At 61.0% G+C, this 19,609-nt stretch carries 16 protein-coding genes; 2 read left to right on the top strand and 14 right to left on the bottom strand.

Annotated features, from left to right (window positions below; translation table 11 throughout):
* Positions 1-2: 2 nt before the first annotated feature.
* The 7 genes from ACK9YZ_RS13655 to aqpZ all read right to left on the bottom strand — a co-directional run bounded on the left by ACK9YZ_RS13655 (position 3) and on the right by aqpZ (position 8,263).
* Positions 3-872 (bottom strand): outer membrane protein assembly factor BamD, encoded by an 870-nt coding sequence (locus ACK9YZ_RS13655; RefSeq protein ID WP_216755204.1) that lies wholly within the window; start codon positions 870-872, stop codon positions 3-5.
* A 271-nt stretch (positions 873-1,143) separates the two neighbouring features.
* The gene (gene lpxC, locus ACK9YZ_RS13660; protein ID WP_183731057.1) at positions 1,144-2,100 is read right to left on the bottom strand and encodes a UDP-3-O-acyl-N-acetylglucosamine deacetylase; all 957 of its coding nucleotides are present in this window, start codon (positions 2,098-2,100) and stop codon (positions 1,144-1,146) included.
* Positions 2,101-2,361: 261 nt separating this feature from the next.
* Entirely contained in the window at positions 2,362-4,071 is a 1,710-nt protein-coding gene (gene ftsZ / locus ACK9YZ_RS13665; protein ID WP_416064184.1) for a cell division protein FtsZ, read from the bottom strand.
* Between the two features lie 56 nt (positions 4,072-4,127).
* Complete coding sequence (ftsA, locus tag ACK9YZ_RS13670; protein ID WP_113324938.1) at positions 4,128-5,459, bottom strand: cell division protein FtsA; 1,332 nt, start codon at positions 5,457-5,459, stop codon at positions 4,128-4,130.
* Positions 5,456-6,388, bottom strand: a complete 933-nt coding sequence (locus tag ACK9YZ_RS13675) for a cell division protein FtsQ/DivIB (protein ID WP_416064185.1) — start codon at positions 6,386-6,388, stop codon at positions 5,456-5,458. Before ACK9YZ_RS13675 ends, ftsA begins: the two co-directional genes overlap by 4 nt.
* On the bottom strand, positions 6,376-7,302 hold the full coding sequence (locus ACK9YZ_RS13680) for a D-alanine--D-alanine ligase (RefSeq protein ID WP_416064186.1): 927 nt from the start codon (positions 7,300-7,302) through the stop codon (positions 6,376-6,378). Before ACK9YZ_RS13680 ends, ACK9YZ_RS13675 begins: the two co-directional genes overlap by 13 nt.
* Positions 7,303-7,576: 274 nt before the next feature.
* Positions 7,577-8,263, bottom strand: coding sequence for an aquaporin Z (aqpZ, locus tag ACK9YZ_RS13685; protein WP_216755209.1), 687 nt, complete (start codon positions 8,261-8,263; stop codon positions 7,577-7,579).
* A 271-nt stretch (positions 8,264-8,534) separates the two neighbouring features.
* On the opposite strand from aqpZ, the gene ACK9YZ_RS13690 reads away from it, so the two are divergent.
* Both ACK9YZ_RS13690 and ACK9YZ_RS13695 read left to right on the top strand, forming a co-directional pair.
* On the top strand, positions 8,535-9,830 hold the full coding sequence (locus ACK9YZ_RS13690; RefSeq protein WP_216755210.1) for an MFS transporter: 1,296 nt from the start codon (positions 8,535-8,537) through the stop codon (positions 9,828-9,830).
* Between the two features lie 113 nt (positions 9,831-9,943).
* Positions 9,944-10,873: a UDP-glucose 4-epimerase family protein gene (locus ACK9YZ_RS13695; protein ID WP_416064187.1), complete on the top strand. Its 930-nt coding sequence runs from the start codon at positions 9,944-9,946 to the stop codon at positions 10,871-10,873.
* Between the two features lie 178 nt (positions 10,874-11,051).
* On the opposite strand, the gene ACK9YZ_RS13700 is transcribed toward ACK9YZ_RS13695, so the two are convergent.
* From ACK9YZ_RS13700 to mraY, 7 genes are all read right to left on the bottom strand, one after another.
* The gene (locus ACK9YZ_RS13700; protein ID WP_216755744.1) at positions 11,052-12,239 is read right to left on the bottom strand and encodes an IS701 family transposase; all 1,188 of its coding nucleotides are present in this window, start codon (positions 12,237-12,239) and stop codon (positions 11,052-11,054) included.
* 173 nt (positions 12,240-12,412) lie between these two features.
* Positions 12,413-13,387, bottom strand: coding sequence for a UDP-N-acetylmuramate dehydrogenase (murB, locus tag ACK9YZ_RS13705; RefSeq protein ID WP_216755212.1), 975 nt, complete (start codon positions 13,385-13,387; stop codon positions 12,413-12,415).
* Entirely contained in the window at positions 13,384-14,799 is a 1,416-nt protein-coding gene (murC, locus tag ACK9YZ_RS13710; RefSeq protein ID WP_416064188.1) for a UDP-N-acetylmuramate--L-alanine ligase, read from the bottom strand. The genes murB and murC overlap by 4 nt, the downstream gene beginning before the upstream one ends.
* Positions 14,796-15,920: an undecaprenyldiphospho-muramoylpentapeptide beta-N-acetylglucosaminyltransferase gene (gene murG / locus ACK9YZ_RS13715; protein WP_216755214.1), complete on the bottom strand. Its 1,125-nt coding sequence runs from the start codon at positions 15,918-15,920 to the stop codon at positions 14,796-14,798. Before murG ends, murC begins: the two co-directional genes overlap by 4 nt.
* 7 nt (positions 15,921-15,927) lie before the next feature.
* Positions 15,928-17,082, bottom strand: coding sequence for a putative lipid II flippase FtsW (ftsW, locus tag ACK9YZ_RS13720; RefSeq protein ID WP_216755215.1), 1,155 nt, complete (start codon positions 17,080-17,082; stop codon positions 15,928-15,930).
* Between the two features lies 1 nt (position 17,083).
* A complete protein-coding gene (gene murD / locus ACK9YZ_RS13725) occupies positions 17,084-18,496 on the bottom strand; it encodes a UDP-N-acetylmuramoyl-L-alanine--D-glutamate ligase (protein WP_416064189.1) in 1,413 nt (470 codons plus the stop codon).
* 7 nt (positions 18,497-18,503) lie between these two features.
* Positions 18,504-19,604, bottom strand: coding sequence for a phospho-N-acetylmuramoyl-pentapeptide-transferase (gene mraY, locus ACK9YZ_RS13730; RefSeq protein ID WP_183731091.1), 1,101 nt, complete (start codon positions 19,602-19,604; stop codon positions 18,504-18,506).
* Positions 19,605-19,609 lie beyond the last annotated feature (5 nt).

Raw genomic sequence — 19,609 nt, forward strand, 5'->3', positions numbered from 1 at the left:
CCTCAGGAACCGAGAAGGAGTTTCTTGCCCGCTGCAGCGATCCACGAACCCTTGTTTTCACGCGGCTCCGCGCCACCCGACTGCAGCAGCTTGTAAGAATCAGCATACCACTGACTGTCTGGATAATTGTGACCGAGAACGGCAGCCGCCGTCTGCGCTTCGTCGACGATACCCATTGCATAATAGGCTTCGACAAGACGGGCGAGCGCCTCTTCGATCTGATTCGTGTTCGGATATTTCTCGACCACGATGCGGAAACGCGAGATCGCGGCGAGATATTCCTTACGCTCCATGTAATAGCGGCCGACCTGCATTTCCTTGCCGGCGAGCTGGTCGCGCGCAAAGCGCATCTTGGCCTGCGCGTCATCGACATATTCGGAATCAGGATAATTGTCGACGACGGCCTGCATGGCGTCGATGGTCTTCTGTGCCGCACGCTGGTCCTGCGTCACGTCGACGATCTGCTTGGAATAGGTAAGACCGACGAGATACTGCACGTAGGCGGCATCCTTGGACTTCGGATACTGCGCCATATAACGGTTGCCCGATGCGAGCGCGTCATCGAAGCGGCCCTGGCGATATTTGACGAAGGTGCTCATCACGAGCGCCTTGCGTGCCCATTCTGAGAAGGGATTCTGCGCGTCGATCGCGTCGAACTTGCGTGCCGCCTCAGCCATGTTACCGGCCTTCATGTTGGCGAGGCCCTGCGTGTAGAGCACATCAGGCGGATCGGTTTCGAGGCCGAGCTTGGTGATGTCGATATCCGGGTCCGACTGGCAGCCGGAAATCAAGGCGCCTGCGCTCAGCACCATCACGGATGCGAGCAAAGCGCGCGCTGTCTTCATCATCATGTCAGACCTTGCATAAGCCATTCGAAAGAATCCCACCGCCGCCGTCCACTCCACAGCAGCCACGCCTAGCTGGCGTTTCTAGCCACAAATGTGCATCGAGAGCAACGCAATGATCACGCATTAACGCATTTTTGTGGCAGCACTGCCGAGAATGTCAGGCTTTTCACGGCATTCAAAGCGGTGACAGCTAAATATATGCCGCAAAACATCTATCGCGCGCGATCCGCCCCTTCCCCACAAAAAAACCGCCCCCGTTGGGAGGCGGCCCTGGCCTTAATTGGTATACTGGAGGTCATGCCGACCAGGGGGCGAATTCCGGAGCGCTGACTGCAATGAACTCGCGAACGGTAACGCGCTGGCGCGGTATCGACGTCTCGACCACTTCATAGGCCGTGGGATCGCTGAGCAATGCCTTGAGAGCGTTGGCGTTCATCTTGTGGCCACCGCGATAAGAACGGTAGCAGCCGATGAACTGTGCGCCGGCAAGCGCCAGATCTCCGACAGCATCGAGCGTCTTGTGACGCACGAACTCGTCCTTGGCGTAGCGCAGACCTTCGACATTGATGACAGTGTTGTCATCGGAGATGACGACGGAGTTTTCGAGCGAAGAGCCGAGAGCATGGCCCGAAGCCCAGAGGCGCTCGACATCGCGCATGAAGCCGAAGGTGCGCGCACGCGACAGCTCGGTCTTGAAGACGGTGGCGGTGAGATCGCCTTCCCATTTCTGGCGGCCGATCAGCGGGCATTCGAAATCGATCTCGACTTCAAAGCGCGTGCCGTCATAGGGGCGGAACTCGCTCCAGGAGCCACCATGCTCGATACGAACCGGCTTGGTGATGCGGATGTAGCGGCGCTTGACGCCGAGGGAAACGAGACCGACTTGTTCGATAGCTTCGACGAAGGGAACCGAGCTGCCATCCATGATCGGCATTTCGGCGCCGGTGACTTCGATGACGACATTGTCGAGGCCGAGCGCATAAACGGCTGCCATGACATGTTCGATCGTCGCGACGGAATGGGCCGGCGAGAAGCCGAGAACGGTGCAGAGATCGGTATTGCCGACCTGCGAGGAAACGGCCTTCAGTTCGGTGACGTCGCCGTTGTCATGCACGCGCTGGAAAATAACGCCGGTACCGGCTTCGGCCGGATTGAAGGTGATCGAAACGTCGGCACCAGAATGAACGCCGATACCCGAAAGAGTTACCGGACGCGATACCGTCGTCTGAAAGCCCAACAAGCCAAGTCCCATAAAATTCTGCCTTTATTCTTCCGCACCCGTCGCTGCCAGCCGGTCCGGTGTTCTTCTACACTGCCCGGTGCCGCTTAAAGCAGACTCTTGGAGCAGTTCGCTTGCTTCATACTTACGTGGAGGCACGCCGCAATCCAAATCACTGTTCGTTTCGGTTTGTTACGAAAATCTCGGTGCCAAAAACATCTAGAATTCAAGCACCTAGAAATGCAAACGCCCAGGATTTCGGCCCCGGGCGTTTTCTGTGGAGAAGTGTTCCTCTCAGTTCGACTGACGGCGCAGGAATGCTGGGATTTCCAGCTGGTCGTCTTCCTGCATCATGCGGGCCTGCGGAACGGCACGACCCTGGTCGTCGAGGTTGCCGCGACGCGGTGCGTAGAGGCTTGCCTCCGGCGACAACGGACGGCGCTGCTGCGAGGAGGCAGCCTGCGCAGACGTCATTTCCGGAGCGACTTCCTCTTCGCGGCGGCCGAGCGAATTGGTGATTCGCTTCAAGAGACCCATCGGGCCGCGCTCTTCCTGGACATGCGAAGCAGCAGGCTGCGAGCGATGATCGATCTCGGCCTGGACAACCGGCGGGAAGTCCTCGACCTTGGGCATGCGGACCTGTTCGGGCGCCTGGCGGATGACAGGCTCATGACGGACCGGCTGCTGCATGACCGGCTGCGGAGCCGGCTGGTGCATGACGGGAGCCGGCTGTAGCGGGGCCTGACGCATGACCGGAGCTGCTTCCGGTGCAGGAGCGAAGATCTTGCTCTGCGGACGGAAGGTTTCCTGCATCACCGGCTGCTGCTGGACAGGAGCAGCGGCACGCGGGGCCGGAATTTCCAGTTCACGTTCCATCTCGACTTCAGCCTGGCGGATGGTCTGTGCAATCTGGTCGGCCTTCGGTGCCTGCATGACTGGAGCAGGCTGAACTGCGGCCGGTGCCGGAGCAACGGCCGCGGAGGGACGGATAGCGGGCTTTGCGGCCGGCTGGAACCCACGGTCGGCAGCCTGGTTCATCGCACGGTCGATGCCGGTGGCGACGACCGAGACGCGGATGATGCCTTCGAGCGATTCGTCGAAGGTTGCCCCGAGGATGATGTTGGCGTCCGGATCGACTTCTTCGCGGATGCGGGTTGCAGCTTCGTCGACTTCGAACAGCGTCAGGTCGCGACCGCCGGTGATGGAGATCAGCAGGCCCTGTGCGCCCTTCATCGAAGTTTCGTCGAGCAGCGGGTTGGCGATCGCCGCTTCGGCGGCCTGCATGGCGCGGCCCGAACCGGAAGCTTCGCCCGTACCCATCATTGCGCGGCCCATTTCGCGCATGACCGAGCGGACGTCGGCGAAGTCGAGGTTGATGAGACCTTCCTTCACCATCAGGTCGGTGATGCAGGCAACGCCCGAGTAGAGAACCTGGTCGGCCATGGCGAAGGCGTCGGCGAAGGTCGTCTTGTCGTTGGCAATCCGGAAAAGATTCTGGTTCGGAATGACGATCAGCGTGTCGACCGACTTCTGCAGTTCCTGGATGCCGGATTCGGCCAGACGCATGCGGCGTCCGCCTTCGAAGTGGAATGGCTTGGTGACCACACCGACCGTCAGGATGCCCTTGTTGCGGGCGGCCTGCGCGACGACAGGAGCAGCGCCAGTGCCGGTGCCACCGCCCATGCCGGCGGTAACGAAGCACATATGCGTACCGTTCAGGTGGTCGATGATCTCGTCGATGCACTCTTCGGCAGCCGCGCGGCCGACTTCCGGCTGCGAGCCGGCGCCGAGGCCTTCGGTGACGTTGGCGCCGAGCTGGATGATCCGCTCGGCCTTCGTCATGGTCAGCGCCTGGGCGTCCGTATTGGCAACGACGAAGTCGACGCCCTGGAGACCGGCGGAGATCATGTTGTTGACAGCATTGCCGCCGCCGCCGCCAACGCCGAACACGGTGATGCGCGGCTTCAGCTCGGTGATGTCAGGCTTCTGCAGCTTGATAGTCATGGTACCTGTTCCTTCTCTCTCTGGCCGCATCGCCACGCCGGCCAATTCACTCAATTTCAAAAGCTTTCCTTCAGCCACTGGCCCATGCGGGCGATGCGGCTGTTATTACCCCCAAGCGACAGGAGCAGGCTGCTCTGTGACGCATGTGTTTCCATGTCCGCGACCTGCGGATAGATCATCAACCCGACGGCCGTCGAAAAGGCCGGACCCTTGGCCGCCGTCGGAAGACCCGATACACCCATCGGACGGCCGATACGAACGTTGCGGGCCAGGATGCGCCGCGCCACTTCGGCAAGGCCGGTCAGCTGGCTGGCGCCGCCCGTCAGCACGACGCGCTTGCCGACGATCGGGCTGAAGCCCGAGCGCTGGATGCGGTCGCGGATGAGTTCCATCGTCTCCTCGATACGCGCCGAAACGATGCGCGAGACGAGAGCCCGCGGCACCTGGCTCGGCTGATCCCGGTCATCCTCGCCGATCGGCGGAATGGAGATCAGTTCACGCTCATCGGAAGAATTGGTCAGCGCCGAAGCATGAACCACCTTCAAACGTTCAGCATCCTCGATCCGGGTGGAAAGGCCGCGTGCGAGGTCGGTCGTCACATGATGACCGCCGAGGCCGACAGCATCGGTATGAACAAGCTTGCCTTCGGCAAAGACCGAAATCGTCGTCGTGCCGCCGCCCATGTCGATGGCCGCACAACCAAGTTCGACTTCATCGTCGACGAGTGCGGCAAGACCGGATGCATAAGGCGTTGCAACGATTCCTTCCACCGAAAGATGCGCTCTGTTGACGCTGAGCTCTAGATTTTTGAGTGCCGAGCGTTCCGCCGTCACGACATGCATGTCGACGCCGAGCGCATCGCCATACATCGCCAGCGGATCGCGGATGCCGCGTTCGCCATCGAGCGAGAAGCCGGTCGCCAGCGAATGCAGAACCGCGCGGTCCTGGCGCAGCGACTGCTGGCAGGCGGCCGAAAGCACCTTTTTCAGGTCGTTCAGCTCGACTTCCTGACCACCGAGATCGATGGTCGCCGTGTAGATGTCGCTGCCGAGACGGCCGGCCGTCAAGTTGACGATCAGGCTTTCGACGGTGAGGCCCGCCATGCGCTCGGCCGCATCGACAGCAAGACGGATGACGCTTTCCAGTGCGTCAAGATCGGCGATTACGCCGGTCTTGATGCCGCGCGAACGCTGATGGCCGATGCCGATGATCTCGATATTGTGCGTGCGGCCCGGCAGGATCTGGCTTTCCTCACGCGGCGTCAGCCGGCCGATCATGCAGACGACCTTGGTCGAGCCGATATCGAGCACCGAAACGATATGCGACCGCTTCGACGAAAGCGGCTTCAGGCGCGGCAATCCAAAATGGGATGAACCGAACAAGCTCATATATTCTGCCCCGCCTTCTTCAATTCCTTGGTGCGCATCGTGACCGCGGCCTGTCGGCGGGCTGCCGCCTCGGGCGTCAACTGGATCGTCGTGCGATCCGGCAGCCTGAGATCGACTGCAGCGATATCACGCTCCAGGAGCTGCTGTTCCCTGTCGAATTTCGAAAGCGTCGCGAGCGCCTGGTCGAGATCATCTTCCGGCAGCTTGACGACGACGCCATTATCCATGTGCAGGTCCCAGCGACGGCCGGAAACCCAGACATAAGCCTTCACGCGGGCCTTGACGTCGGGCCACTTGGCGAAGGCGTCCTCGATGGAGGCAGCAGCCGTTTCGGCATCACGGCCGACGACGAGCGGCAGGGTCGAAAACTTGTTGTCGCGAAGCGGCGCGATCACGCTGCCGCTCTTCTCGATCAGCGAAAGCTCCTGACCGTGCTGCCAGATGGCATAGGCATTGCGTTCAGAGAGCTTCACCTCGATGGTCTTCGGATAGACCTTGCGGACTTCGACATTCTCGACCCAGGGAAGGCGTGCAATCTTCTGGCGCGCGGCATCGATGTCGAGAGCGACAAGCGACGTCGCGCCATCGAGGCCGAGAAGCTGCAGGATCTCGATTTCGGAAGTCTGGTTGTTGCCGGAAACCTTCACGTCCTCGATGGCAAAGCCGACAGCGCTTGTGGTCGCCTGGGCGACGGCTTCCGTATGACCGCCGAGCGACATACCGTAGAGACCGGTCGCAGCCAGGAAGCCGAGCGCCGAAACCGTGCCCGTATAGGCCGGAATATGAATGCGGCCGGTACCGAGGCTGACGAGGAAGCGCACGACGCGGCGCAGCGGACGTGGCAGCACGCGACGTTCGTCGGCTTCCACGATGGGAAGCGCGGCATAACGGCTGGGGCGCCCTATCCTTTTGACTGTCAACGCAAACAAGACGCGTCCTCCACCATCCACCGGAGAAATGCACCAAAGGAATATCCGGCATGGCCGGCCATTTCGGGCACAAGGGAGGTTGGAGTCATGCCCGGCTGGGTATTGACCTCCAGCCAGATAAGCTCGCCGTCTTCGGAGAAACGATCGTCGTAACGAAAGTCGGACCGACTGACGCCGCGACAACCGATTGCTTGATGCGCCCTTAACGCCAATGTTTGTATTTTTTGGTAAATTTTCGGTGAAATTTTAGCCGGCAAGACGTGTTTTGAGCCACCCGAAGCATACTTGGAGTCGTAATCATAGAAATTGTGGCCCTGAGGCACCACCTCGATGACATCCATGGGTTGATCACCCATGACGCCGCAGGTCAGTTCGCGACCATGGATATAGCGCTCCACAATGACTTCCTCGCCGTAGCGCCATTCGGCCGAACCGATGACCTGCGGCGGGTGCGCCTGATCCTCCCCGACGATGACGACACCGAAGCTGGAACCCTCGCGCACCGGCTTCACCACATAAGGCGCCCTCATCGGATGCTCCGATGGAAACGAGAAGCGGTTCAGCACCTGCGATTCGGCAACCGGAACGCCGGCAGCGGCAGCCACACGCTTCGCCCGGCCCTTATCCATGGCAAGCGCGGAGGCAAGCACGCCCGAATGCGTATAGGGGATCTGCAGATATTCGAGGATGCCCTGAATGGTGCCGTCCTCGCCGAAAGGCCCGTGCAAGGCATTGAAGACAACATCGGGCTTCAGAGCGGAGAGCTTTTCGGAAATGTCGCGCTCGACATCGATACGCGTCACCTTGAAGCCTTCATTTTCGAGGGCGTCGGCACACGCCTTTCCCGAGGAAAGGCTGACAGGCCTCTCCGAGGAAAACCCGCCCATCAGGACAGCTACGCGCTCGCGACTCATCAACACCCCCAAAAATAACTTTCACCCTGCAGTATCGAGGCTTGCGCGAAGCTGGTCTGCGCGCTTCGTGGCCTTTGTCTGACTTGGGTGCATTAGAGCATCATTATGGTTAACGAACCGTTTACTTTCGTTAACTCCGCCTTGTCGCATACTTCATTTTTCTGCCCTTGCGGCCGTGCGAATATCGCAGCGAACAAGCCGCAAGGGCGATTAAAACGAAAAACCCGCGCGGAAAAACCACGCGGGTTCAATGGCATGCCTCACTGTCTTGCAGTCAGTCTTTATCGCCGAAGAATTTCCAGACGAGGCCGCCGATCGCACCGCCCGCAAGCGGCGCGATCCAGAACAGCCAGAGTTGCTGCAGCGCCCAGCCGCCGACGAAAAGCGCCTGCCCGGTCGAACGCGCCGGATTGACGGAGGTATTCGTCACGGGGATCGAGACGAGGTGAATCAGCGTCAGCCCGAAGCCGATCGCAAGCGGCGCAAATCCGGCGGGTACCCGGCTGCTTGTCGATCCCAGGATGATGATCAGGAAGAACATGGTCAGCAGAACTTCGATCAACAGTGCCGAAAGCAGCGAATAACCGCCCGGAGAATGTTCGCCATATCCGTTGGCCGCAAACCCGCCGAGCTCGAAACCCGCCTTGCCGCTGGCGATGAGATAGAGCGCTGCGGCAGCGACGATGGCACCAACCACCTGTGCGAAGACATAAGGAACGAGGTTAGCCGCGGGAAAACGTCCAGCAGCCACAAGGCCGAGAGAGACGGCGGGATTGAAATGGCCGCCGGAAATACCGCCCACGGCATAGGCCATGGTGAGGACAGTCAAGCCGAACGCCAGCGCCACGCCGGCAAAACCGATGCCAAGTTCAGGATAGGCGGCCGCGAACACAGCACTGCCGCATCCGCCGAAGACCAGCCAGAATGTGCCGAAAAACTCGGCAGCAAGACTTTTTTGCATGTGCCCCTCTATTCCCTCAACCAGAGATTTCTTATCAATCGATTACAATTTGATTCCGGTCAAGTTGGCGGCCAGCCTATGACAAGCTTGGCGCAAGAGTGAAAAAACGCCGAGCCTGGGAGACGGAGCCTCCGTCGAGGCAAACCGGTCACACCGGCGGATAATGTCGTTCGCGTCATATTCTTGCGTATCCGGGCATTTTCTCAGCCTTAAAATTGCGTTAAGAGCGGCGGCTCCCAAGCAAATCGATAAAATACTGATTGGAATGAACATGACAGAAGCGATCTCCGTATCGCCGAGCCCTTCGACCAGCGCGCAGGTCAATTCTCCGGCACGCGTCCTGATTGCCAGCCTCATCGGCACCACCATCGAATTCTTCGACTTCTACGTATACGCGACGGCAGCCGTCATCGTTTTCCCGCACCTCTTCTTCCCCTCAAGCGATCCGACCTCCGCACTCCTGCAGTCGCTCGTGACCTTCTCGATCGCCTTCTTCGCCCGCCCCTTCGGCGCCGTGGTCTTCGGCCACTTCGGCGACAAGGTTGGCCGCAAGGCGACGCTCGTGGCCGCCCTCATGACCATGGGCCTGTCGACCGTCGTGATCGGCATCCTGCCGGGTTATGATGCGATCGGCATCGCCGCTCCGTTGCTGCTCGCGCTGTGCCGCTTCGGCCAGGGCCTCGGCCTCGGCGGCGAATGGGGCGGCGCCGTGCTGCTCGCGACGGAAAACGCACCTCCCGGCAAGCGCAGCTGGTACGCCATGTTCCCGCAGCTCGGCGCGCCGATCGGCTTCATCCTCTCCTCCGGCTTCTTCCTGATCCTGGCGGAGACCATGAGCAACGAGGACTTCCTGGCCTATGGCTGGCGCATTCCCTTCATCGCCAGTCTCGCGCTCGTCGCCGTCGGTCTCTATGTCCGCCTGAAGATCGCCGAAACGCCGGAATTCCAGAAGGCTGTCGAAAAGCACGAGCGCGTCGCCGTTCCCATCGCGACCGTCTTCCGCGGCCACCTGCGCAGCCTTATCCTCGGCACGTTCATCGCAGTCGCCACCTTCGTGCTCTTCTACCTGATGACGGTCTTCACGCTGTCCTGGGGCACGACGAAACTCGGCTATTCGCGCGAGCAGTTCCTGGTCATCCAGCTCGTCGGCGTCGTGTTCTTCGGCCTGACGATCCCGCTCTCCGGCTGGCTGTCGGATCGCTACTCGCGTCGCCTGATCCTGATCCTGACGACGATCGCCATCGCCGTCTTCGGCTTCTTCTATGCGAGCCTGCTGACGGCAGGCCTGACCGGCGCGGTTCTATGCTCGATCATCGGCCTCGGCCTGATGGGCTTCACCTATGGTCCGATCGGCGCTGCCCTGGCAGCTCCCTTCCCGACCATGGTGCGCTACACCGGCGCCTCGATGACCTTCAACCTCGGCGGCATCTTCGGGGCTTCGCTTGCTCCCTATATCGCCACCTGGCTCGCAACCAATTACAGCCTCAACTATGTCGGCTACTACCTCGCCGCCTCGGCTGCGATCTCGCTGATCTGCATCCTGCTGTCGGGCCGCGAAGAAGTCTGAGCCACTTACCATCTGAACAAAAAGCCGCGCCGCCCGCCGTCGCGGCTTTTTTTATTGATGCAGCCAGCGCTTCCGGTTAGCCAAGTCCTCTACGGGCGAACAGGGAGAAGATCATGCGATGCCTCGTCACCGGCGCAGCCGGCTTCGTCGGCGGTCCGCTTGTCGAACGGCTGCACAGAGAGCGGATTTGCGACGTAACGGTCACGACACGTTCCGCGACATCAGCCTTCCCGTCCGATATCAGGCATTTCCCGGTCGATATCACCGAGAAGACCGACTGGACGGCAGCTCTGGACGCCGTCGACGTCGTCGTCCATCTCGCCGCCCGCGTTCACATCATGAACGATCGTTCGGCCGATCCGCTGGCGGACTTCCGCCGCGCCAACACCGCTTCCACCCTGAACCTTGCCGAACAGGCCGCCCGCGCGGGCGTGAAACGATTCGTCTACATCAGCACCATCAAGGTCAACGGCGAAGAGAACGACCGGCCGTTCAGGCACGACGACACGCCGAAGCCCCTCGATCCCTACGGCATCTCCAAGATGGAAAGCGAAATCGGCCTGCGCGAGATCGCCGCCCGCACCGGCATGGAGGTTGTCATCGTCCGCCCGCCGCTGGTCTACGGTCCCGGCGCGCGCGGCAACTTCGCGCTGCTTGTCGGGCTTGTCCGCAAGAAACTGCCGCTGCCCTTTGCCTCGCTGAAAAACCGCCGCACGCTGGTCGCAGTGCAGAACCTCGTCGACCTGATCATCACCTGCATGCGCCATCCCGCCGCCGCCGGCGAAACCTTCCTTGCCGGAGATGGCGAGGATCTTTCGACGCCCGCGCTGATCGAAGGCATTGCCGCAGGTCTCTCCGTCAAACCGATGCTGCTGCCCTTCCCGCCGTCCCTGATGCACATGGCAGCCAGGATCACCGGAAAGGAAGCCGTCTATCAGCGTCTCTGCGGCTCGCTGCAGGTCGATATATCCCACGCCCGCGACGTGCTGGGCTGGTCGCCCGTTGTCACGCCGGGCGAAGGCCTTAGGCTTGCGGCGCTCTAGTACTACAGTTGCGTTTGATGCCTTGCTTTGTAGTGAGAAAGCATTGCGGATGCTTGATGCCTGCGTCGCCAGAGTGACCATGCCAAGATGAGGCGAACTCTAATCGGGGGCTGTAGCAGGAGGCGTTTGATCAGATAGCGGATCTCTGCGACGCTGGGCACGAAGGCCATGGTGTTGGTCAGGCGGCGATTGGCGGGTTTGGACTCGTTTCGTTCGGTTTGCCAGCAGCGGTGCGGCGTAGATCGGCGCCGAGTTTGGCGAGGAATGCAGCGGCTGCCATGACGAGCGTCATGTGCCGCTTCCAAGCATGCCAGGATCGCGCTTCGCAATGATCCAGGCCGAGATCGTCCTTCGCACGCTGGAAGCATTCTTCCACGGTCCAACGCAGCCCGGCAGCGCCCGCCAATTCGCTCAATTCGGTACCGGCGGGCGCAAAGACAAAGTAATAGGCGCGCGCATCGGGTTCGCGTCGGCTGCGCCGGATCAGAAGCCAGCGCTCCCATTGTGGATCCGGGCGAGAGCTGAGAGGAATACGGGCCCAATCATAAAGCCGAAGACCCTTGGCACCTTCGCCTGCTGCATGGCTCTGCCAAACCTCCGGTTTCAACTCATCAGCCATCGTTTCGGGATCGGTCTGCTCGATCCCTTGCTCACGCACAAAGCGCAGGCAATGATTGGAGCGCACTGCCAGAACATAAGGCTGGCCACGGCTTTCCAGCATCCGGCGCAGCTTGGAATCCGAACCATAAAGCGCATCCGCCAATACCCAGGCACAAGGCACGCCGGCATCCAGCGCATCGGCAATGAGCTTGGCTGCAATGGCCGGTTTGGTCGCGAAGGCTTGGGACTGGGGGACATGAGCCGAAGCACGGCGGGCTTCATCCTCGGCCCACTCCTTCGGTAGATAAAGTTGCCGATCGATCAGGGTCTGACCGTAGCGGCTTGCATAGGCAAGGAAAACACCGATCTGACAGTTCTCGATCCGGCCGGCCGTGCCGGAATATTGTCGTGCGACACCGACTGAATGGGCGCCTTTCTTCAGGAAGCCGGTCTCATCGACCACAAGAACGCCGTCCGCGTCACCGAGAGACTCTATTGCATAAGCGCGAACCGTATCGCGCAATGCGTCAGCATCCCAATGGCTGCGCCCCAGCAGCGATTGCATCCGATAAGGGCGCTCCAGTCCTGCCTGTTCCGCCATCAGCCAGCCAGTCTTGCGCTCTACTCCCGACAACAACCCATCCAGAAAGGCACCGCACGATGCGCGCAATTCTCGGCGACCAAAGACCGAGCCCAACCGCACCTTCAAGGCATCGAGCTCACGATGCCACGCCAGAACCGACCCGGACCAACCCGCAACCGACATTGAACTTCCCTCCCGCCAAATGCGGGAAGTGAATCATGATTTCCGGTAAACCGCAACTGTAGTATTAGAGCATGTCGCGCAAAAGTGTGCAGCGGTTTTGCGACAACGACATGCGTCAAACAAGGAGTTAAAGCGTGCCAAGCGGATCTGAAAGATCGCACACGCTTTGAAGCTTACTCTGACGTCACGCCTTGAAAGGGGCGAACCTCACGGTCGGGCATGAAAAGGCCGAGACGCTTGATTTCCCATTCGAGCTTGATGCCTGACATTTCGAAAACCTTGCGGCGCACTTCCTCGCCCAGATATTCGAGATCGTAGCCCGTCGCCTGCCCCATGTTGATCATGAAGTTGCAGTGAAGCGACGACATCTGCGCGCTGCCGATGACCAGACCACGGCAATCCGCTTCATCGATCAGCTTCCAGGCCGAATGACCCTCGGGGTTCTTGAAAGTCGAGCCGCCGGTCTTTTCGCGAATTGGCTGTACCGTCTCGCGGTGATTGCGCACGGCATCCATTTCGGCGCGGATCTTGGCACGGTCGTCGGCATAGCCCTCGAACAGCACCGAGGTGAAGATCAGATCATCCGCAGCATCAGAGTGGCGATAGGAATAGCCCATCTGGGCATTCGTCAGGACATGCTTGTTGCCCTTCCGGTCGATTGCGCGGACCTCGACGACGCGATCCTTCGTCTCGGAGCCATTGGCGCCGGCATTCATGCGAGCAGCACCGCCGATACCGCCGGGAATACCGTAATAGAATGCGAAACCGCCAATGCCGTTGTCCATCGCCATGGCCGCCACATGCTTGTCCGGGCAGATGGCGCCGGCAAGAATGCGGTTTTCGCCGGCGAGTTCGACAAAGCCGAAGCCCTTGGCCGACAGGCGCAGCACGACGCCCGGAATGCCGCCATCGCGCACCAGGATATTCGAGCCGACGCCGACCACCGTCAGCGGCACTTCATCCGGCAATATCTTCAGGAAGGCGATCAGGTCTTCCTCGTCATGTGGCTGGAACATCAGCTCGGCCAGACCGCCGGCGCGGAACCAGGTGACGCGATCCATGGGGGCATCCGGCGTAAGTCGGCCGCGAATGTCCTTTACGCCTTCTCCGAGAGAGGCAAGAAGCTTTTCCCCGTTAACCTGTTTCATGCGGACTTTCCTGAAAGGTCTTGCAACTGCTTCGGCAGCGCTGCTGCCCAATATGTAATGCTACCAGCCCCTAACAGAACCACAAAGTCCCCGGGCTTTGCAATCTCTGCCACCATCTGAGGTAGAGCTTCCGCCGAAGGAAGGAAACGTGCATCACGATGGCCACCCGATTTGATGCGGGAAACGAGCGATTCCGAATCCGCTCCCTCGATCGCATCCTCACCCGCGGCATAGACCGGCGCGATGAAAATGCTATCGGCATCGTTGAAGCAGGCCGCGAATTCCTCGAAGAGGCTCGACAGGCGTGTGTAGCGGTGCGGCTGGTGCACCGCGATGATCCGGCCCTTGCAGGCTTCGCGGGCGGCGCGCAGCACCGCCTTGATCTCGACCGGGTGATGGCCGTAATCGTCGAAGATCTGCACGCCGTTCCATTCGCCCGTCAGCGTGAAGCGACGCTTCACACCACCGAAGGAGGCAAGCCCTTTGGCGATATCCTCGCGGGAGATGCCAAGCCGGTTGGCCACGGCTACGGCCGCAGTCGCATTCGAAATATTGTGACGGCCAGGCATCGGCATGATGAGATCGTCGAGCCGAATGACCTGCCCCGTGCGGCGGCGGCGGATTTCGACATCGAAGATCGAGCGCGTGCCGTCGATGCGCACATTCATGAAGCGCACATCGGCCTGCGGGTTTTCACCGTAGGTGATGACCTTGCGGTCCTCTATACGGCCGACCAGCGACTGAACCTCGGGATGATCGAGGCACATGACGCCGAAGCCGTAGAAAGGCACATTCTCGACGAACTGCCGGAAGGCGGCGCGAACGGCATCGAAATTGCCGTAGTGGTCGAGATGTTCGGGGTCGATATTGGTGACGACGGCCACATCGGCCGGCAGCTTCAGGAAGGTACCGTCGGATTCGTCCGCCTCGACCACCATCCACTCGCCCTCGCCCATGCGCGCATTCGTGCCGTAGGCATTGATGATGCCGCCATTGATGACGGTTGGGTCCAGCCCGCCGGCCTCGAGCAGTGTGGCGACAAGCGAGGTGGTCGTCGTCTTGCCGTGCGTGCCGCCAATGGCGATCGCATTGCGGAAGCGCATCAGCTCGGCCAGCATTTCGGCGCGGCGCACGACCGGCAAGAGCTTTTCGCGCGCGGCAATGAGTTCCGGATTGCTCTTCTTGATCGCGGTAGAAACGACGACGACTTCGGCATCGCCGAGGTTTTCCGCCCTGTGGCCGACGAAAACCTCGATGCCTTTGTCGCGCAGGCGCTGGACATTGGCACTGTCGGATTGATCCGATCCCTGCACCCTATGGCCGAGATTATGCAGCACCTCGGCGATACCGCTCATACCGATACCGCCGATGCCGATGAAATGGACAAGGCCTATCGCCTTTGGCAGCTTCATGCGCGTGCCCCCTTGAATTCTGTAACTGTCTTGCCGGCGGCAATAGCCTCAACCATGTCGGCAAGCAAGTTCGCCGCGTCAGGTTTTCCCGCACGCTTGGCGGCAACAGCCATGCCGGCAAGCTTTTCCGGATCGTTCATCACATGCGTCAGGATGGACGCGATATGCTCCGGCGAAAGCTCTGACTGGGCGATCACCTTGGCTCCGCCGGTCGCCGCAAGCGCTGCGGCATTGGCCGCCTGATCATGGTCGAGCGCATGCGGATAAGGCACCAGCACGGCCGGACGGCCAATGACCGAGATTTCCGAAACCGTCGAGGCGCCCGAACGGCAGATGACCAGATGCGCCTTGGCAAGACGCTCCGCCATGTCGTTGAAAAACGGGGCAATATCCGCAGCCATCTGCAGTTGCACCACGCACCCGCGCACCGTCTCCATATCCTCAGGGCGAACCTGCTGGGTTACCCTCAGCCGCGCGCGCAGCGCATCGTCGAGCAGGCTGATCGCCGTCGGCATCGCCTTGGAGAAATATTGCGCGCCCTGGCTGCCGCCGAAGACGACGAGATTGAACGGCTCACCGGGATGCGAAGGCACATAGGGCTGCTCGGCCGCGGCAAGGATCGCCGGGCGCACGGGATTGCCGGTCGCGACCGTCTTGTCGGAAAATGGTCCGCCGCTCTCAGGCAGGAAACCGCCGGCAATCGCCCTGACGCGCGGCGCCAGCGCCTTGTTGGCGCGGCCCATAACGGCATTCTGCTCATGCAGCATCGAGGGAACGCCGAGGCGCGTGGCGGCGAGCAACGGCGGCACGGTCGGATAGCCGCCGAAGCCCACGACGATCACAGGCTTCAGCCGCTGAATCAACCGCTTTGCGGCGCGCATACCGGTCCAGAGCTTCCAGAGCGAGCGGGCAACGGCGACCGGGTTCTTCGAACCGATCGTCGCCGACGGCACAACATGGATTTCATCGGCCGGGAACTTGCCGGCATAGCGCTCCGCACGGCTGTCGGTGACGAGATGCACGGAATAACCGCGCTCCCTAAGCTTGAAGGCCAGCGCTTCTGCCGGAAAGACGTGGCCGCCGGTTCCCCCGGCGGCAAGAAGGACGATGCCCTTGCTCATAATTCCCTTACTCCGCCGGCATGCCGTGCGGCACGCGGAAGAGGCTCCGGTCCTGCGCACGTTTTTCCGGGCGATGGCGCGTCAGCGCCAGAATGAAGCCGGCCGTCACGCAGATCGCCACCATCGACGAACCGCCATAGGAAATCAGCGGCAGCGTCATGCCCTTGGCCGGCAGCAATTCGAGATTGACGCCGATATTGATGATCGACTGGATACCCATCTGCAGCACGAGCCCGGCGACGGCAAAGCGGTTGAAGTCGTTGCGTTCGCGGTAAGCATGCGACAGGCCGCGCAGCACCAGCACAGTGAAGATGGCAACGAGTGCGATACAGAAGACGATGCCGAATTCCTCGGCCGCAACCGAAAAGATGAAGTCCGTATGGGCGTCCGGAATGATGCGCTTGACGATGCCCTCGCCCGGACCCTGGCCGAACCAGTCGCCACGGATGATCGCTTCACGGGCAGTATCGATCTGGAACGTATCACCTTCGCCGGTCAGGAACTTGTCTATTCGGCCTGCCACGTGGGGGAAGACATAATAGGCGGTCACCAGGCCTCCCGCACCGCCCGCACCCAGCACGATGATCCAGAGCCACGGCATGCCCGCCATGAAGAACATGCCGCCCCACACCGCCGTCGTCAGGATCGTCTGACCAAGGTCAGGCTGCGCGACGAGAAGGGCTGCTACAATGCCGAACAGAATGATGGCGAAGAGATTGCCCGGAATTTCTGGCTGGCGGGCATGCTCGGCAAAGAGCCAGGCGCAGACCACGACGAAGGCCGGCTTCATGAATTCCGACGGCTGGATCGAAACACCCGCAAGCGTGACCCAGCGGCGGGACCCCTTGACCTCGATGCCGAAGAACAACGCCAGAAGCATCATGGCGAGTGCCACGATCAGCAGGATGATCGCTGTGCGCCGCACCTGGCGCGGCGTCAGGAAGGAAAGGCCGAGCATCACGCTGATCGACGGGATCATAAAGGCCGCGTGGCGCTTGACGAAGTGGAAAGGCTCCAGGCCGATACGCTCGGCAACCGCCGGCGAAGCGGCAAATGAAAGCATGAAGCCGATGCCCATCAGGAACAGGAACAAGGCCAGGAAAAAGCGGTCGATGGTCCAGAACCAATCGGCCAATGCTCCACGTTCCGCGCGGCTCACCATGTCATTTGCCTCCTGTTGCCGAATTGATCAGCATCGTCACGCCGTCAAGGGCGGCCACATGGCCGACAAAGGCATCGCCCCTGACTTCAAAGTTCTTATATTGATCGAAGCTTGCGCAAGCCGGGGATAACATCACAGCCAAAGGGTCGGCCTCATCCCTTTCGGCATCCGCCGCCGCATGCACGACTGCCCGCTCCAGCGTCCCTGAAATTTCGTAAGGCACCGCCTCGCCAAGCGTCGCGGCAAATTCCGCCGCCGCCTCGCCGATCAGATAGGCCTTGGCGATGCGCGGGAAATAAGGTGCAAGCGTGGTGATGCCGCCGGCCTTCGGCAATCCGCCGGCAATCCAGTAGATGCGATCGTAGCTCGAAAGCGCCGGTGCTGCAGCATCCGCATTGGTCGCCTTGGAATCATTGACGAAGACAACATTGCCGCGCCGGCCGACCGGCTGCATGCGGTGCTTGAGGCCGGGAAAGGATGCCAAACCCGCACGGATCTCCTCGGCGGAGACGCCAACGGCAAGGCAGGCAGCGACCGCAGCAGCGGCATTCTGCGCATTGTGGCTGCCGCGCAACGTCTGTATGCCGTCGAGATCGACGAAGGGCAGCATCGCCCCACTTGCTGCCTGGATGAGCTTGGTGCCTTCGGCGTAGATACCGTCAGCCAGCACATTGCGGCGGGAAATCCTCACCACCTTCACCCCTGCCCGCTCGACGCGGTCGGCAATCAGCACCGAAAAGCTGTCATCGACGCCGACGATGGCGACATCGCTGCCGGCGACAAGCCGTTCCTTGACATCGGCATAGTGCTGCATCGTGCCGTGGCGATCGAGGTGATCGGGCGTCAGGTTGAGCAGGATGCCGGCGGACGGATTGAGCGTCGGCGCAAGGTCGATCTGATAGGATGAGCATTCGACGACGAAATAGCGCTCGGCCTTCGGCGGATCGAGCGTCAGCACGGCCGTGCCGATATTGCCGCCAAGCTGTGTATCGCGGCCGCTCGATTTCAGGATATGGGCAATCAGCGCCGTCGTCGTCGACTTGCCATTGGTGCCGGTGATGGCGATGAACGGGCAATCGGGAGCATGCGCGCGGCGCTCGCGCACGAAGAGCTCGACGTCGCCGAAGATATCGACACCCGCGGCACGCGCGAGATCGACGGTCCAGTGCGGTTTCGGATGGGTGAGCGGCACGCCAGGCGAAAGCACGAAAAGCGTCTGCGCGCTCCAGTCGATCGTACGCAGATCGGCAGTAACGATACCGTCTGCCGCAGCCTTCGCGACACTGTCAGGATTGTCGTCCCAGCCCGTGACATCGGCGCCACCGGCAACCAGCGCCTTGGCCGTCGCGAGGCCCGAGCCGCCGAGACCGAAGAGAGCGACCTTTTTTCCTGCAAGCGTCGTGACGGGGATCATGACCGCCTCACCGCAGCTTCAGCGTGGAAAGACCGATCATGGCAAGGCCGACCGCAATGATCCAGAAACGGATGACCACCTGGCTTTCCGTCCAGCCCTTCTTTTCGAAGTGATGGTGGATCGGCGCCATCAGGAAGACGCGCCGGCCGGTCATCTTGAAGAAGCCGACCTGGATGATGACCGACAGCGTCTCGATGACGAACAGACCGCCGACAATCGCCATGACGATCTCGTGCTTGGTGGCAACGGCAACCGTGCCGATCGTGCCGCCGAGCGCGAGCGATCCGGTGTCGCCCATGAAGATTGCGGCCGGCGGAGCGTTGAACCACAGGAAGCCGAGGCCCGCGCCGATAACCGCCCCGAGCACCACGGCCAACTCGCCGGTGCCGGGCACGAAATTGATCTGCAGGTAATTCGCAAAGACCGCATTGCCGGCGAGGTAGGCGATGATGCCGAACGCGGCAGCGGCAATCATCACCGGCACGATGGCGAGGCCGTCGAGACCATCGGTGAGATTCACGGCATTGCCGGCGCCGACGATGACGAAGCCGCCGAAGACAACGAACATGATGCCGATATTGATCATGAAGTCCTTGAAGAACGGGAATGCGATCGAGGAGCCGAAAGTCGAGCCGGCAGGGCCGGAGGCCAATGCCGTGCGCATCATGAAATAGACGGCGATGCCGGCGATGATGAATTCGATGCCGAGGCGCGCCTTGCCGGAAAAGCCCTTATGGCTCTGCTTCGTAACCTTGAGATAGTCGTCATAGAAGCCGATAGCGCCAAAACCGAGCGTCACGAGCAGGGTGGCGACAACATAGACGTTGGAAAGATCGGCCCAGAGCAGCGATGCCCCGACAATGCCGGCGAGAATCATCAAGCCACCCATGGTCGGGGTGCCGGCCTTCTTGAAATGCGTCTGCGGCCCGTCTGCGCGGATCGGCTGACCCTTGCCCTGCCGGATGCGCAGCGAATTGATGATAGCAGGCCCGAAGAGGAAAACGGTGAGAGCGGAGGTGAAAAGCGCGGCACCCGCACGGAAGGTAATGTACCTGAACAGATTCAGAAATTTGAAATATTCCGACAGTTCAACCAGCCAAATCAGCATTCAAA

The sequence above is a fragment of the Rhizobium sp. ZK1 genome, from assembly GCF_047782645.1.
GTDB lineage: Bacteria > Pseudomonadota > Alphaproteobacteria > Rhizobiales > Rhizobiaceae > Rhizobium.